Source organism: Curtobacterium pusillum (assembly GCF_007680845.1).
GTDB lineage: Bacteria > Actinomycetota > Actinomycetes > Actinomycetales > Microbacteriaceae > Curtobacterium > Curtobacterium pusillum_B.
On sequence record NZ_VEIY01000011.1, the window covers coordinates 27,483 to 42,379 of the forward strand.

Here is a 14,897-nt window from a genome sequence, read left to right on the forward strand (position 1 = left end):
GTGGGGTCATGACCAGCAGCCACGAACCGATCATCCGACTCGACCACGTCTCGAAACACTACGGCGACGCCACCAGGCGAGTGGTCGCCCTCGACGACGTGAGCGTGGACATCGGTGCGGGGGAGTTCACCGCCGTGATGGGTCCGTCCGGGTCGGGCAAGTCGACGCTCATGCACGTCGCCGCCGGGCTCGACGGGGTGTCCTCCGGGCGGATCCGGATCGACGGGGTCGACATCACCGGGCTCGGGGACAAGGACCTCACCGAGCTGCGGCGTCGCCGGCTCGGGTTCGTGTTCCAGTCGTTCAACCTGGTGCCGACGCTGGACGTCAGCGAGAACGTCCGGCTGCCGTTCCTGCTCGGTGGGCACAAGCCGTCGCGCGAGGAATCGGCGTGGATCGACCGGCTCGTCGAGATGCTCGGGCTGGGGAACCGCCTCACCCACCGGCCCCACCAGCTCTCCGGCGGGCAGCAGCAGCGCGTGGCGATCGCGCGGGCGCTGGCGTCCCGGCCCGCGGTCGTCGTCGCCGACGAACCGACCGGCGCGCTCGACTCCCGGACCGGGCGGGACGTGCTGCAGATCCTGCGCGGCGCGGTCTCCGAGTGGGGCCAGAGCGTGGTGATGGTCACGCACGACCCGGTCGCCGCGGCGAACGCCGACCGCATCCTGTTCCTCGCCGACGGCCGCGTGGTGGGGGACCGCCCGGCGATGGACGCCGCCGCGATCTCGACGACGATGCTCGGGATGGAGGCCGCCGCGTGAACGGCATCCGCGCCTTCGCGCCCACCCTCCTCGTCGCCGCGCTCGGCACCACGTTCGGCTCGGCGCTCGTCATCGCGCCCGGCATCGTCACCGAAGCCTTGGCCGCGACCGGGTACGCCGACCTCGGCCCGGTCAAGGCGATCCTGTCGGTCGTCGGGTGGCTCTTCCTCGGCATCGCGCTCTACGTCGGGGCGATCGTCACCGCGAACACCTGCTCGACCCTCATCGCCGGGCAGACGCGCATCATCGCGCTGCAGCGGCTCGTCGGGGCGACCGGAGCCACGCTGCGTGCGCGGATCACGCGCACCGGCCTAGCCGTCGGGGTGCTCGGCGGTGTCATCGGGGCGGTCGTCGGGACGGTGCTGTCCGCGCTGTTCGTGGTCGTCCTCCGTGGCGACGGGTTCCTGCCCGACACCGCGTACACGCTCGTGCCGTGGGAGCTCGTGCTGCCCGTCGTCGCGGTGGTCCTGGCGACGTGGGGCGCGTTCGCCGTCGGGTCGCGTCGGGTCCTCACCGTCACGCCGCTCGAAGCGCTGTCGTCGAGCGTCGAGCCGAGCCACGACGACCTCCGGTCCGGACGGGCACGCACGGTCTGGGCGATCGTGCTCATGGCGGGCGGCGGGCTGTTGATCGCCGTCGGGCTGCTGGCCAGCACGGCGTCGCCGATGGCAGTGCTGCCGGCAGCGCTCGGCGGCTTCGTGTCCTTCGCCGGCGTCGCGGTCGGGGCGACGATCGTGATGCCACCGGTGCTGCTGACCATCGGCCGGATCGGGGACCGCGACCCCGTGGTCCTGCTCGCCGGCCGGAACGCGATGCGTGCGCCGGGGCGCTCGTCCCGGGCGACCATCGGGCTCGTGATCGGGGTGACCCTGCTCGTGACCTTCGCGGTCGCGCTCGGGATCATGCAGCACGTGCTCGAGGCACAGCTGCGGTCGATGGACCAGAGCCGGATGACCGCCGAGGCGCTGCAGGGGCAGCGGGACTTCTTCGCGCAACTGGGCGCCGTCGTCAGCGTCATCGTCGGGTTCTCCGCCGTCATCGCCGCCGTGGGGGTCGTCAACGCCCTCGCCCTCGGGGTGCTGCAGCGCCGCCGTGAACTCGGGCTGCTGCGGGTGCTCGGACTGACCGGTGCGCAGGTCCGGCGGATGATCGTGACCGAGGCCGTCCAGATGGTCGTCGCGGCCGTGGTCACCGGGCTCGTGCTCGGCACGTTCTACGGGTGGGTCGGTGGACAGACGCTGCTCGGGTCGCTCGGCTTCGCGACGACGCCGGTGCTGCCGCCGCTGACGGTGGGCATCGTGGTGGTCGGAGCGCTCGTGCTCGCGGTGGTGGCGACGATCGCTCCGGTGCGCCGCGCGATGCGGGTGCCGCCGACCGAGGCGCTCGCGGTCGACTGAGGCGGGCGTGCGGCGCACTCCGCGGGCCTCCCGTCCGGTCGGTGCTGTCACACGGCACGCCCCCGGTGCTACGGTTGACGGGATGTACTCGGCGCTCCTCCTCCTTCGCTGCCGCGACGAGGCCTGACACAACGGCCCACCTCGTCGCGGAGTCCGTCGTGGCCGCTCACAGGCAGTGCTGACCAGCACGACGACGAAAGCGACGAAACGATGCAGAACACGCAGCGCCCCTCCGGGATGCCGATCCACAAGTACGTCCCCTTCCACGACCAGATCCGTGTCGACCTGCCGGATCGCACCTGGCCGACGAAGCGCATCGACCGGGCGCCCCGCTGGTGTGCCGTCGACCTCCGCGACGGCAACCAGGCCCTGATCGACCCGATGGACTCCGACCGCAAGCGGGCCATGTTCGACCTGCTGGTCCGCATGGGCTACAAGGAGATCGAGGTCGGGTTCCCGAGCGCCTCGCAGACGGACTTCGACTTCGTCCGGTCCCTCATCGACGACGGCGCGATCCCCGAGGACGTCACGATCCAGGTCCTGACCCAGGCGCGCGAGCACCTCATCAACCGCACGTACGAGGCGATCGACGGTGCGAAGCAGGCCATCGTCCACCTGTACAACTCCACCTCGATCGTCCAGCGCGAGGTCGTCTTCCGCACCGACGTGCAGGGCGTCGTCGACATCGCGGTGAACGGCGCGAAGCTGTGCCGCGCAGCCGAGGCGAACCTGCAGCACGACACCACGGTGTACTACGAGTACTCGCCGGAGTCCTACACGGGCACCGAGCTCGAGGTCGCGGTGGAGATCTGCAACGCCGTGCTCGAGGTCTTCGAGCCCACCCCCGACCGCAAGGTGATCATCAACCTGCCGGCGACGGTCGAGATGGCCACGCCGAACGTCTACGCCGACTCGATCGAGTGGATGTCACGCCACCTCGCCCACCGCGAGGACGTCATCCTCTCGCTGCACCCGCACAACGACCGCGGGACCGCCGTCGCCGCGGCGGAGCTCGGGTACATGGCCGGCGCCGACCGCATCGAAGGGTGCCTGTTCGGCAACGGTGAGCGCACCGGCAACGTCGACCTCGTCGCCCTCGGCATGAACCTGTTCACGCAGGGGATCGACCCCGAGATCGACTTCTCGGACATCGACCAGGTCAAGCGCACCGTCGAGTACTGCAACCAGCTGCCCGTGCCGGAGCGGCAGCCGTGGGCGGGCGACCTCGTCTACACGGCCTTCAGCGGTTCGCACCAGGACGCCATCAAGAAGGGCTTCGACGCGATGCAGGCCAAGGCCGACGCCGCGGGGAAGTCCGTCGACGAGATCGAGTGGGCGGTGCCGTACCTACCCGTCGACCCGAAGGACATCGGCCGCTCGTACGAGGCCGTGATCCGCGTCAACTCGCAGTCCGGCAAGGGCGGCGTCGCCTACCTGCTCAAGACCGACCACGCGATCGACCTGCCCCGCAAGCTGCAGATCGAGTTCTCCGGGGTCGTGCAGCAGCGCACCGATGCCGAGGGCGGCGAGTTCTCGTCCGAGCGCATCTGGGACCTCTTCCGCGACGAGTACCTGCCCGCCGACGACGAGTCCGACAAGTGGGGCCGGTACGAGATCACGAAGACCGCGACGTCGAGCGACTTCGACGGCACGACGAACCTCTCGGTCGCGATGCGCGTCGACGAGGGCTCGGTCGCCGCGGACGCCGTGGGCACCGGCCCGATCGACGCTTTCCTGTCGGTGATGCGGGAGCAGGGCGTCGACGTCACGCTGTACGACTACTCGGAGCACACGATGAGCGCCTCCGGTGACGCCAAGGCCGCGTCGTACGTCGAGCTCGACGTGGACGGCGTCCGGCTGTGGGGCGTCGGGATCGACGCGGACATCTCGACGGCGTCGCTCAAGGCCATCGTCTCGGCGGTGAACCGCGCGGTGCGCGCGGGTGCCGCGTCCGGTTCGGCGGCGCCGGAACTCGTCTCGGCGTAACGGGCCACGTCCAGGAGGCGCGGTGCGGGTCCGACCCGCACCGCGCCTCCCGTGCGTGCCGCGTCCCACGCGCCCGCCGGCCGGCCGGGCCGCCCGCCCGCCGAGCGGGCAATATACGTCCCGCTCGGCGGGGCCGAGCGGCCGGTTCTGCCCGCTCGGCAGACGTGAGCGGCGTGTTGGGCGCGCTCGGCGGGACGGGCGAACGGGGCCGGGCGGCCGGTCCTGCCCGCTCGGCAGACGTGAGCGGCGTGTTGTGCGCGCTCGGCGGGACGGGCGGGCCGGGCGGGGCGGGCCGGGCGCGAGGTGTCGGTGGGGAGGGGGATACTGGACGAATGCCGCTGTACCGGGACGAGTGCGTCGTGTTGCGCACCCACAAGCTCGGGGAAGCCGACCGCATCGTCACGATGCTGAGCCGGCAGCACGGCAAGATCCGGGCGGTCGCGAAGGGCGTCCGGCGGACCGCGTCGAAGTTCGGCTCCCGGCTCGAGCCGTTCATGGTCGTCGACGCCCAGTTCTACGAAGGGCGCTCGCTCGACATCGTCACGCAGGCGGAGTCCCTCGGCTCGTACGGCGCCCAGATCGTCGCCGACTACGGGGCGTACACCGCCGCCAGCGCCATGGTCGAGACCGCCGACCGGCTGAGCGAGGCGGACGCCGGACTCCAGCAGTACCTGCTGCTCGTCGGTGCGCTGCGGTCGCTGGCCCGTGGCGAGCACGTGTCGAGTGCGACCCTCGACTCCTACCTGCTCCGTGCCATGAGCATCGCCGGGTGGGCGCCGTCGTTCAGCGACTGCGCGGTGACCGGCGAGCCTGGACCGCACTCGGCCTTCGTCGTGCAGCTCGGCGGGGTGGTGGCGGACCGCGCCGCTCCTCCCGGGACGCCGCGGCTCGACGCCGAGACGCTGGGGCTGCTCGGGTCGCTCCTCGCCGGGGACTGGCAGGTCGTGGACGCCGCGGACGAACGGACGCGTTCCCGGGCGTCCGGCGTGGTCGCGGCCTACGCCCAGTGGCACCTGGAACGATCGCTCCGGTCGTTGCCGCACGTCGACCGCAGCGAGCACCCGGCTCCGGTCCGGCCGACCCCCGGTGGTGTGCCGGCGGCGGTCGCGGCCTCCCCGGCCCCGCCCCTGCCCGCGGTGCCCGATCCGTCCGACCTCGAAGGAAGCCCTGCATGAGCCCTCGCCGGTACGCCGAGTCCGAGCCGCTGAAGCCCGTCGACTGGACGGGCGAGCAGCCCCCGGCGATCCCGAAGCAGTTCGTGCCCGACCACGTCGCGATCGTCATGGACGGCAACGGCCGGTGGGCGAACCAGCGTGGCCTCACCCGAGTCGAAGGGCACCGAGCGGGAGAGGCATCCCTGCTCGACGTGGTCGCCGGCGCCGTGCAGATCGGCGTCAAGCACGTGTCGGCGTACGCGTTCTCGACGGAGAACTGGAAGCGCTCCCCGGACGAGGTGCGGTTCCTCATGGGGTTCAACCGCGAGGTCCTGCACCGGCGTCGTGACCAGCTGAACGCGTGGGGCGTGCGGATCCGGTGGGCGGGTCGTCGGCCGAAGCTCTGGCGGAGCGTCATCGACGAGCTGCAGACCGCGGAGCGGATGACCGTGGACAACGACGTGTGCACGCTGACGATGTGCGTCAACTACGGCGGGCGGAACGAGATCGTCGACGCCGTCCGGGGGATGGCCGAGGACGTCGCCGCCGGCCGCCTCAAGCCGAACCAGGTCACCGAGAAGGCGCTGGCGAAGCGGCTGTACGTGCCCGAACTCCCCGACGTGGACCTGTTCCTCCGCAGCTCGGGGGAGCAGCGCACGTCGAACTTCATGCTCTGGCAGTCGGCGTACGCCGAGATGGTGTTCCTCGACCGGCTCTGGCCGGACTTCCGGCGCACGGACCTGTGGGGAGCGATCGAGGAGTACGCGCGTCGCGACCGGCGGTACGGCGGGGCGGTGGACGCGCCCACGGCCTGAGGTGCGCACTCCGGCGTCACGGCCTGCCGCGTGGTCGTCGAGTGATGCGGTTCACGACGAGCCCGGTGGCGACGGCGACGATGCCGCTGCCGATCCGAGCGCTCAGCGCGATCCAGCCCGGTCCGACGCTCGCCTGGAGAGCCGTGAGCGCGACCACGGCGGTCAGACCGACGGCCAGGACGGCGATCACGAGCAGCGGCCGCGGGAATCGACGCCACCGGTCGTCGTCGGAGGAGTCCATCGCCAGCCTGGGTCGAACAGCTCGCCGGGCGCGAGCCGAACGCAGAATACCAAACGCGAGATTCTCCACAAGGGTCTGCAGGGAGGTGGTTGTCCACCGGGGCCGAGCCGCGCCTCCCGGCCGACGCGAACGCCGGTACGCTTGCCCGGTACGTTTCCGTACCGAGCACCCAGCTCGGCGACCTCTGGAGCATTCCTTGGCACAGTCCTCCCGTCTCGACAGCGTCATCGCCCTGGCCAAGGGCCGTGGCTTCGTCTTCCAGTCGGGGGAGATCTACGGTGGATCGCGCTCCGCGTGGGACTACGGGCCCCTCGGCGTCGAGCTCAAGGAGAACATCAAGCGCCAGTGGTGGCAGCGGTTCGTCCGGGGTCGTGGGGACATGGTCGGCCTCGACTCCGCCGTGATCCTGCCCCGCAAGGTATGGGAGGCCTCTGGTCACGTCGCGACGTTCACCGACCCGCTGGTCGAGTGCCTGCACTGCCACCACCGTTTCCGCGAAGACCACCTCATCGAGGCGTTCGAAGCGAGGAAGGGCCGGGCGCCCGAGGGCGGCATGGCCGAGATCGCGTGCTCGAACTGCGGCACCCGCGGCCAGTGGACCGAGCCCCGCGAGTTCTCCGGGATGCTCAAGACCTACCTCGGCCCGGTCGAGTCGGAGGAGGGCCTGAACTTCCTCCGTCCCGAGACCGCGCAGGGCATCTTCGTCGACTTCGCGCAGGTCGTGACGACCAGCCGCATGAAGCCCCCGTTCGGCATCGGCCAGGTCGGCAAGGCGTTCCGCAACGAGATCACGCCCGGCAACTTCATCTTCCGCACGCGCGAGTTCGAGCAGATGGAGATCGAGTACTTCGTCCCGCCGGCTACCGCGCAGGAACACTACGAGCAGTGGATCGCCGACTCGGTCGCGTTCTACACCGACCTCGGGATCGACCCGGAGAACCTCCGCCGCTTCGACGTCCCGGACGGCGAGCGTGCGCACTACTCCGACGCCACCGCGGACATCGAGTACCGGTTCGGCTTCGCCGGCTCCGAGTGGGGCGAGCTCATGGGCGTCGCGAACCGCACCGACTTCGACCTCACCAACCACATCGAGGCGTCCGGCAAGGACCTCCGGTTCTTCGACCAGGCCGCCAACGAGAAGTACGTGCCGTACGTCATCGAGCCGTCGTTCGGTCTCACCCGTGCGCTCATGGCGTTCCTGCTCGACGCCTACCACGAGGACGAAGCCCCGAACGCGAAGGGCGGCGTCGACAAGCGCACGGTCCTGCGGCTCGACCCGCGCCTTGCTCCGGTCAAGGCCGCGGTGCTGCCGCTGTCCCGGAACGAGCAGCTCTCGCCGGTCGCGCGCGGCCTCGCGGACGACTTGCGCAAGTACTGGAACGTGGACTTCGACGACGCAGGTGCGATCGGGCGTCGCTACCGTCGCCACGACGAGATCGGGACGCCGTTCTGCATCACGGTGGACTTCGACACGCTCGACGACAAGGCCATCACCGTGCGGGAGCGCGACACGATGTCGCAGGAGCGCGTGGCGCTCGACCAGTTGCAGGGGTACCTCGCGGCGCGGTTGCTCGGGGCGTAGCGCGCGGCGCGCGGCGCGCCCGCGGATCGAACCACGGAAACGACGTCGAACCAGCCTCCGGGGCTGGTTCGAGGTCGTTTTGCTGGTTCGACGCGGGTGCCGCCGCTGCGCGCTCCGGTGCGGCGCGCGCGCACCAGGTTCCGGACACAGCACCGCGGAATCGCGCGGTGCTGTGTCCGGAACCTGGTTCCGCCAGCCCCGCCCCGCCCCGCCCCGCCCCGCAGCGCGCGCCGCCCCGCGGGAATGCGCGCGCAGCGCCCGCGTTGCCTCCAGCATGAACGACTCCGTGAAGGTCGATGTCTGGTCGGACATCGCCTGCCCCTGGTGCTACATCGGCAAGCGCAAGTTCGAGGCCGGCGTCGCCGCGTTCGCCGCGACGGACGCCTCCCGCCCGGTCGAGGTCGAGTACCACTCCTTCGAGCTGAGCCCGGACACCCCCGTCGACTTCGAGGGCACCGAGGCCGAGTTCCTCTCCCGTCACAAGGGCATGCCCGTCGACCAGGCGCAGCAGATGCTCGACCAGGTGGGCGGCATCGCGGCCAGCGTCGGCCTCGACTACGACTTCGACGCCATGCACCACACCAACACGGTGAAGGCGCACCAGGTCATTCACCTCGCGAAGCAGCAGGGCAAGCAGCTCGCGATGGTGGAGCGGCTGTTCGCGGCCTACTTCGAGCGCGGCGAGCACGTCGGGCAGGACGAGACGCTGGCGGACCTCGGCGCCGAGGTCGGGCTGGACCGCGACGAGGTCCTCCGCACCCTCCGCGACGACGCGCAGCTCGCAGCCGTCCGCGCCGACCAGGCGCAGGCACAGTCCTACGGCATCAACGGCGTCCCGTTCTTCGTCATCGACGGCAAGTACGGCGTCTCCGGCGCGCAGGATCCGGCGGCCTTCGAGCAGGTGCTGACGCAGGTCGTCGCGCTGCGCGAGACCACGCCGTCCGACGTCGCGGCGGCCGAGCAGCGCGCCGCCGAGGACGCGGCAGCGGACGCCGAGGTGACCCGGTGACGGGCGTGCGGATCGACGGCGGGGGCGAGCCGCGCCTCCAGTCCGTCCCGCTGGTACCGGACGCGCTCAGCGGACTGGAGGCGCGACCCGGCTCGGCAGTTCGCCCCGACCTGGCAGCGCGACCCGGTCTGGAGGCGCGCCCCGGCCTGCTGACGCTGGTCGCCGCCGGCGGTGCGCCGGTCTGTGAGGGCGACTCGTGCTTCGTGCCGGGCGCCGAGGGCGCGTGGGCCGAGGTGCCCGACTGAGTCGTCTACGCGCGGACGGGTTCCTCGTCCGTGATGTCGGCGACGGTCGCGCCGTACGCGGCGATGAGCGCGTCGGCGTCGACGAAGGCGCTCGCGCCGTGCCGACCGGCGCCGAGCGCGACGCGGCGGCCGACGATCCGCTCGTCGGCGTAGACCGGCAGGTCGCCCGTCGCGCCGATCGGCGTGATGGTGCCGCGTTCGTAGCCCGAGGCCTCCAGCGCGGTGGCGGCGTCGGGCATCGACAGCTTGTTGACGCCGACGACCGTGCGGAGCTTCTTCCACGCGACGCTCCGGCCGCCGGGGACGAGGGCGAGCAGGAAGTCGCCGTCGTGCCGCTTGACGACCAGGGTCTTCACGATGTCACCGGGCTCGATGCCGAGGAGCGCCGCCGCTTCGGGCAGGGAGTCCGCGGCCGGGCGTTCGACGACGTCGACCCGGAGCCCACGGGCAGCGGCATCGGCGTCGAATCGGGTCGTGGCGTCGGTCGTCATGTGGACAACGCTACCGGCGCGCACCGACGTGGGAAGATGGGACAGGTATGACGATCACAGAAGCGCCCGCATCGCGAGTCGGCGGCCCCCTGCGCATCGGGCCGATCGAGGTCGACGTGCCGGTCGTGCTCGCGCCGATGGCGGGCATCACGAACATGGCCTACCGGCGGCTCTGCCGCGAGTACGGCGCCGGGCTCTACGTGTGCGAGATGATCACCTCCCGCGCGCTGGTCGAACGCACGCCGGTGTCGATGCAGCTCATCCAGCACCACGAGTCCGAGACGCCGCGATCGATCCAGCTCTACGGGGTCGAACCGAACACCGTGGCCGAAGCGGCGACGATCCTCGTGGGCGAAGACCGCGCGGACCACATCGACCTCAACTTCGGGTGCCCGGTGCCGAAGGTGACGCGCAAGGGCGGTGGCGCGGCGCTGCCGTGGAAGCTCGACCTGTTCCAGGACCTCGTCACGAAGACCGTCAAGGCCGCCGGTGACGTCCCGGTGACGGTGAAGATGCGCAAGGGCATCGACTCGGACCACCTGACGTACCTCGACGCTGCCCGCATCGCGCGGGACGCCGGCGTCGCGGCGATCTCGCTGCACGCCCGCACGGCGAACGAGCACTACTCCGGGCACGCGGACTGGTCCGCGATCGCCACGCTGAAGGAGACCATCACCGACGTCCCGATCCTCGGCAACGGGGACATCTGGTCGGCGGCGGACGCGCTCCGCATGGTCGACGAGACCGGGGCCGACGGCGTCGTCGTCGGGCGCGGGTGCCTCGGTCGGCCGTGGCTGTTCGGGGACCTGGCAGCGGCGTTCCGCGGCGAGGGCCTGCGCTACATGCCGACGCTGGGCGAGGTCGCGGTCGCGTTCAAGCGGCACGCGGAACTCCTCGTCGAGTTCTTCGGGTCCGAAGACCACGGCACCCGGGACATCCGGAAGCACGTCGCCTGGTACTTCAAGGGGTACCCGATCGGCGGCGACGTCCGGTCCGGCCTGTCGATGGCGTCCAGCCTGCAGGAGATCGACGACCTGCTCGGCCAGCTCGACCACGACGCTCCCTACCCGGGTGCCGACGCCGAAGGGCCGCGCGGTCGTGCCGGTCACCCGAAGCGGACGGCCCTGCCGGACCGCTGGCTCGAGTCCCGTGACGTCGACGCCGAGTTCCGCAAGGTCCTCGCCGCCGCCGAGCTGCACCACAGCGGCGGATGAGCGCCACGAGCTCGTACGGCCCGGCCGACGCCGAACGCTGGCTGCCCGAGACGCACGGCAACCGTCGGTCCGACTTCGCCCGTGACCGCGCCCGGCTCCTGCACTCGAGCGCGCTCCGGCGTCTCGCCGCGAAGACGCAGGTCCTCAGCCCGACGACGGGGCTCGACTTCGCCCGGAACCGCCTGACGCACTCGCTCGAGGTCGCGCAGGTCGGCCGGGAACTCGCCGACCAGCTCGGCCTCGACCCCGACGTCGTGGACACCGCGTGCCTCGCGCACGACATCGGTCACCCGCCGTTCGGCCACAACGGCGAGACGGCCGTGAACGCCTGGGCGTCGGGCATCGGCGGGTTCGAGGGGAACGCGCAGACACTGCGGCTCCTCACCCGGCTCGAGCCGAAGGTGTACGGCGGCCCGAACGACGACCGGCCGTACGGGCTCAACCTCACGCGGGCCTCGTTGGACGCCAGCTGCAAGTACCCCTGGCCCGCGGCGCAGGGCGTCTCCGAGGCGTCGTCCGGCCGGACCAAGTTCGGCTTCTACGACGACGACCACGACGCGTTCGAGTGGCTCCGCGCGGGTGCTCCCCGCCGTCAGCGCTGCATCGAGGCGCAGGTGATGGACCTCTCCGACGACATCGCGTACTCGGTCCACGACTTCGAGGACGCGGTCGTCGCCGGCTTCATCGACGTCGCCGCGCTGGGCGACCGCGTGGGCGAGAACGACATCGTGTCGGCCATGCACGCCTGGGTCGGCTCGGACCTCAGCCGCGACGAGCTGCTCGAGGCGTTCGACCGGCTCCGCTCGTTGCCGCTGTGGATGACGTCCTACGACGGTTCGCGGCGGGACCTCGCGCGGCTGAAGAACCTCACCTCGCAGCTGATCGGGCGGTTCGCGCGGACGGCGACGTCGGCCACGCGGGAGTCCTACGCGTCGGGCTCGCTCGTCCGGTTCGCGGCCTCGGTGGTCACGCCGCCCGAGATCATCGGCGAGATCGCGGTGCTCAAGGGCATCGTCGCGGCCTTCGTGATGACGCACGGCGACCGGCAGCCGGTGTACGAGGAACAGCGGCGGATCCTCACGGAGCTGTTGGACGCCCTCGCGGCGAGCGGGAGCGCCGATCTCGAGCCCGGGTTCGCGGCCGACTGGCGTGCGGCGTCGGACGATGCCGGGCGGCTGCGTGCCGTGGTCGACCAGGTGGCGAGCCTGACCGATCAAGGGGCGCTGGCATGGCACCGGCGGCTCGTGGTGGGGGAGCACGAGAGCGTGCACATCCCCGTCTGACAGTCCGCGGGCCGTCCACAGGCGGCACCCGTCGGTCGGGCGGTGTCGCTCCCACGAACTAGGATCGAGGGGTGGCTGGCAGGATCGCGCGGAACGACATCGACGAGGTCCGCGCGCGCGTGAACATCGCCGACATCGTGGGCGACTACGTCACCCTGAAGTCCGCCGGGGTCGGTTCGCTGAAGGGCCTCTGCCCCTTCCACGACGAACGATCGCCCTCGTTCCACGTGCGGCCGCAGGTCGGCCGGTACCACTGCTTCGGCTGCGGTGAGGACGGCGACGTCTTCGACTTCGTCATCAAGCAGGACCACACGACGTTCCAGGAAGCCGTCGAGCGGATGGCCGCGAAGATCGGCTTCACGCTCCACTACGAAGAGGGCGACGGGCCGCGCACCGACTACAACCAGCGTGCGCGGTTGATCGCCGTGAACGAGGCGGCGCTGGCCTTCTACCAGTCGCAGCTCACGACCGCAGCGGCCGAGCCCGCCCGCCAGTTCCTCGGGGAGCGTGGGTTCGACCCCGCCGCGGCGCAGCACTTCGGCGTCGGTTTCGCACCGCAGTCGTACGACGCCACGCGTGAGCACCTCCGGGGCCGCGGGTTCTCGATGGACGAGATCCTCGCCGCTGGACTCGCCGGGCAGGGCGACCGCTCGCCGTACGACCGGTTCCGCGGGCGCCTCATGTGGCCGATCCGCGACGTGACCGGGGCGACGATCGGGTTCGGTGCGCGGCGGCTGCTCGAGGACGACAAGGGCCCGAAGTACCTCAACACGCCCGAGACCCCGATCTACCACAAGAGCCAGGTGCTCTACGGGCTCGACCTCGCCCGCCGGGACATCTCGAAGCAGAAGCAGGTCGTCATCGTCGAGGGCTACACCGACGTCATGGCCTGCCACCTCGCCGGCATCACGACCGCGGTCGCCACGTGCGGCACCTCGTTCGGCGTCGACCACATCAAGGTGCTCCGGCCGATGCTCGGCGACTCCGCGGGCGCGCACCTGTCGCAGCTCGGCAACATCGTCTTCACGTTCGACCCGGACGAGGCCGGTCAGCGCGCCGCGTCCCGCGCCTTCGCGGAGGAGAGCCGGTTCGCCTCGCAGACCTACGTCGCCGTCGCGCCGGGCGGGCTCGACCCGTGCGACCTCCGGCTGGCGCGCGGCGACTCCGCGGTGACGCGCCTCATCGAGACCAAGCGTCCGATGTTCGAGTTCATCATCCGGCGCCGGCTCGCCACGCACGACATCGAGACCGCCGAGGGTCGCGTCGCCGGCCTCCGGGACGCCGCACCGGTGGTCGCCGGGATCCGCGACCGCACCCTCGCCACGGCGTACACGCGCGAGACCGCCAAGTGGCTCGGCATGGACATCCCCGAGGTGCGCCGCGCCGTCGAGAACGCCCGGCAGCGCAGCGCGTCCGGCTCCGGTGGGCGGCAGGACGACCGTCCAGGAGGCGCGGCTGGCGCCCCCCAGACCGGCCCCGGTGGCGAGACGGTCACCACTCCCGACGAGCCCGTCGCTGGTCTCCGGCTCCTGCCGAACGACCCGATCACCCGGATGGAACGGGACGCCGTGATGGCGATGGTGCAGCAGCCGGGGCACGTCGGCGCGCAGCTCCTCGGGATGGCAGCGTCGGCGACCTTCTCGGCGCCGATGCTCTCGGTCGTGCGGGACGCCGTCGTCGCGAACGTGGACGCCGTCGGCGCGGGGGACTGGCTCGACCGGTTGCTGCGGGACGTGCCGGCGCCGTTCCGCGGGCTCGTGCAGGAGCTCGCGCTCGCGCCGATCCCCGCCCGCAACGACGAGGACCTCGCGATCTACGCCCGCAGCATCGTGGTGGCACTGGTGGAGCGGGACCTGCTCGCGCGCAAGGCGTCGTTGCTCGGGCAGTTGCAGCGGGCCGACCCGAACGAGCAGGCCGACCGGCGTGCGGAGATCCAGCGGCAGCTCGTCGACATCGACGCGCAGCGGATGCGGCTCCGGGCGGACGCCGAGGCTTCCTAGCGCCGGGCACCCGCGCGGCCCACGCCCCGGCGCCTCGGCGCCCCGACGTCCCGACGCCCCGACGCGGCACCCCGAGCGGGCACAACACGCCGCGCCCCGAACGCCGAGCGGGCAGATCCTGCCGCCCGGCCCCTCCGAGCGGGCACGATCCGGCCCGCTCGGCAGCCGCAGCCGGGCGTGTCCCTGCGGGCCGCCGGCCGCCCGACCCGGCCGGGCGTGCACCCGGCGTGCCACCCCGAGCGGGCACAACACGCCGTGCACCGGACGTCCAGAGGGCAGATCCTGCCGCCCGGCCCCTCCGAGCGGGCACGATCGGGCCCGCTCGGCGGCCGCGGCCGGGCGTGTCCCAGCGAGCCCGCCCTCGCCCGACTCGGCCGAACGTGAGGCGGCGCCGGCCTCGAGCGGGCACAACACGCCGCGCGCCAGCCGCCGAGCGGGCGGAGTCTGCCGGCCGGCAACGCCGAGCGGGCAGGTCAGGGCCCGGTCGGCGAACGGGGCCGAGCGGGTACCGGCCACGGGGGCGCGAGACGGGCGTGCACCCCGCCCCCGGCCCGCGCGTTGCACCACGCAACAATCCTGCGCGGCACGCCGCCCCACCCCGCACGGATGATGCGCCACGCGACGCTCTCGTGCATTACAGCGGTGTAAACAATTCGCCCCCGGTTCGCGTACTTCCGTGACAGGGTGATAGCAATGAGCGTTCCTGGCCGGGCACACAG

At 71.8% G+C, this 14,897-nt stretch carries 13 protein-coding genes; 11 read left to right on the forward strand and 2 right to left on the reverse strand.

Annotation, left to right across the window (positions count from 1 at the left end):
- Positions 1 to 8: 8 nt before the first annotated feature.
- The 5 genes from FS825_RS17485 (at position 9) to FS825_RS17505 (ending at position 6,113) form a co-directional block, all read left to right on the forward strand.
- The gene (locus FS825_RS17485) at positions 9 to 761 is read left to right on the forward strand and encodes an ABC transporter ATP-binding protein (protein WP_144715542.1); all 753 of its coding nucleotides are present in this window, start codon (positions 9 to 11) and stop codon (positions 759 to 761) included.
- On the forward strand, positions 758 to 2,158 hold the full coding sequence (locus FS825_RS17490) for an ABC transporter permease (protein WP_144715544.1): 1,401 nt from the start codon (positions 758 to 760) through the stop codon (positions 2,156 to 2,158). The genes FS825_RS17485 and FS825_RS17490 overlap by 4 nt, the downstream gene beginning before the upstream one ends.
- A gap of 210 nt (positions 2,159 to 2,368) precedes the next feature.
- A complete protein-coding gene (gene leuA / locus FS825_RS17495; RefSeq protein WP_144715546.1) occupies positions 2,369 to 4,144 on the forward strand; it encodes a 2-isopropylmalate synthase in 1,776 nt (591 codons plus the stop codon).
- Positions 4,145 to 4,476: 332 nt separating this feature from the next.
- Entirely contained in the window at positions 4,477 to 5,319 is an 843-nt protein-coding gene (gene recO, locus FS825_RS17500) for a DNA repair protein RecO (protein WP_144715548.1), read from the forward strand.
- Positions 5,316 to 6,113, forward strand: coding sequence for an isoprenyl transferase (locus tag FS825_RS17505; protein WP_144715550.1), 798 nt, complete (start codon positions 5,316 to 5,318; stop codon positions 6,111 to 6,113). Before recO ends, FS825_RS17505 begins: the two co-directional genes overlap by 4 nt.
- A gap of 16 nt (positions 6,114 to 6,129) precedes the next feature.
- On the opposite strand, the gene FS825_RS17510 is transcribed toward FS825_RS17505, so the two are convergent.
- On the reverse strand, positions 6,130 to 6,354 hold the full coding sequence (locus tag FS825_RS17510) for a hypothetical protein (protein WP_144715552.1): 225 nt from the start codon (positions 6,352 to 6,354) through the stop codon (positions 6,130 to 6,132).
- Between the two features lie 196 nt (positions 6,355 to 6,550).
- Between FS825_RS17510 and FS825_RS17515 the strand changes: the two genes are divergently transcribed.
- The 3 genes from FS825_RS17515 to FS825_RS17525 all read left to right on the forward strand — a co-directional run bounded on the left by FS825_RS17515 (position 6,551) and on the right by FS825_RS17525 (position 9,190).
- The gene (locus FS825_RS17515) at positions 6,551 to 7,936 is read left to right on the forward strand and encodes a glycine--tRNA ligase (protein ID WP_144715554.1); all 1,386 of its coding nucleotides are present in this window, start codon (positions 6,551 to 6,553) and stop codon (positions 7,934 to 7,936) included.
- Positions 7,937 to 8,210: 274 nt separating this feature from the next.
- Positions 8,211 to 8,945 (forward strand): DsbA family oxidoreductase, encoded by a 735-nt coding sequence (locus tag FS825_RS17520; RefSeq protein WP_144715556.1) that lies wholly within the window; start codon positions 8,211 to 8,213, stop codon positions 8,943 to 8,945.
- Entirely contained in the window at positions 8,942 to 9,190 is a 249-nt protein-coding gene (locus tag FS825_RS17525) for a hypothetical protein (RefSeq protein ID WP_144715558.1), read from the forward strand. Before FS825_RS17520 ends, FS825_RS17525 begins: the two co-directional genes overlap by 4 nt.
- Before the next feature lie 5 nt (positions 9,191 to 9,195).
- On the opposite strand, the gene FS825_RS17530 is transcribed toward FS825_RS17525, so the two are convergent.
- A complete protein-coding gene (locus FS825_RS17530) occupies positions 9,196 to 9,681 on the reverse strand; it encodes an aminoacyl-tRNA deacylase (RefSeq protein ID WP_144715560.1) in 486 nt (161 codons plus the stop codon).
- A 47-nt stretch (positions 9,682 to 9,728) separates the two neighbouring features.
- Here FS825_RS17530 and dusB point away from each other — a divergent pair, with 47 nt between their 5' ends.
- The 3 genes from dusB to dnaG all read left to right on the forward strand — a co-directional run bounded on the left by dusB (position 9,729) and on the right by dnaG (position 14,178).
- Positions 9,729 to 10,895 (forward strand): tRNA dihydrouridine synthase DusB, encoded by a 1,167-nt coding sequence (gene dusB, locus FS825_RS17535; RefSeq protein WP_144715562.1) that lies wholly within the window; start codon positions 9,729 to 9,731, stop codon positions 10,893 to 10,895.
- The gene (locus FS825_RS17540; protein ID WP_144715564.1) at positions 10,892 to 12,178 is read left to right on the forward strand and encodes a deoxyguanosinetriphosphate triphosphohydrolase; all 1,287 of its coding nucleotides are present in this window, start codon (positions 10,892 to 10,894) and stop codon (positions 12,176 to 12,178) included. Before dusB ends, FS825_RS17540 begins: the two co-directional genes overlap by 4 nt.
- A gap of 71 nt (positions 12,179 to 12,249) precedes the next feature.
- Positions 12,250 to 14,178: a DNA primase gene (gene dnaG, locus FS825_RS17545; protein ID WP_144715566.1), complete on the forward strand. Its 1,929-nt coding sequence runs from the start codon at positions 12,250 to 12,252 to the stop codon at positions 14,176 to 14,178.
- Positions 14,179 to 14,897 lie beyond the last annotated feature (719 nt).

Excerpts from the sequence above, each read along its gene's own strand:
- FS825_RS17485 (WP_144715542.1), top strand. The coding sequence starts at position 9 with ATGACCAGCAGCCACGAACCGATCATCCGACTCGACCACGTCTCGAAA.
- leuA (WP_144715546.1), top strand. The coding sequence starts at position 2,369 with ATGCAGAACACGCAGCGCCCCTCCGGGATGCCGATCCACAAGTACGTC.
- recO (WP_144715548.1), top strand. The coding sequence starts at position 4,477 with ATGCCGCTGTACCGGGACGAGTGCGTCGTGTTGCGCACCCACAAGCTC.
- FS825_RS17505 (WP_144715550.1), top strand. The coding sequence starts at position 5,316 with ATGAGCCCTCGCCGGTACGCCGAGTCCGAGCCGCTGAAGCCCGTCGAC.
- FS825_RS17510 (WP_144715552.1), bottom strand. The coding sequence starts at position 6,354 with ATGGACTCCTCCGACGACGACCGGTGGCGTCGATTCCCGCGGCCGCTG.
- FS825_RS17520 (WP_144715556.1), top strand. The coding sequence starts at position 8,211 with ATGAACGACTCCGTGAAGGTCGATGTCTGGTCGGACATCGCCTGCCCC.
- FS825_RS17530 (WP_144715560.1), bottom strand. The coding sequence starts at position 9,681 with ATGACGACCGACGCCACGACCCGATTCGACGCCGATGCCGCTGCCCGT.
- dusB (WP_144715562.1), top strand. The coding sequence starts at position 9,729 with ATGACGATCACAGAAGCGCCCGCATCGCGAGTCGGCGGCCCCCTGCGC.
- FS825_RS17540 (WP_144715564.1), top strand. The coding sequence starts at position 10,892 with ATGAGCGCCACGAGCTCGTACGGCCCGGCCGACGCCGAACGCTGGCTG.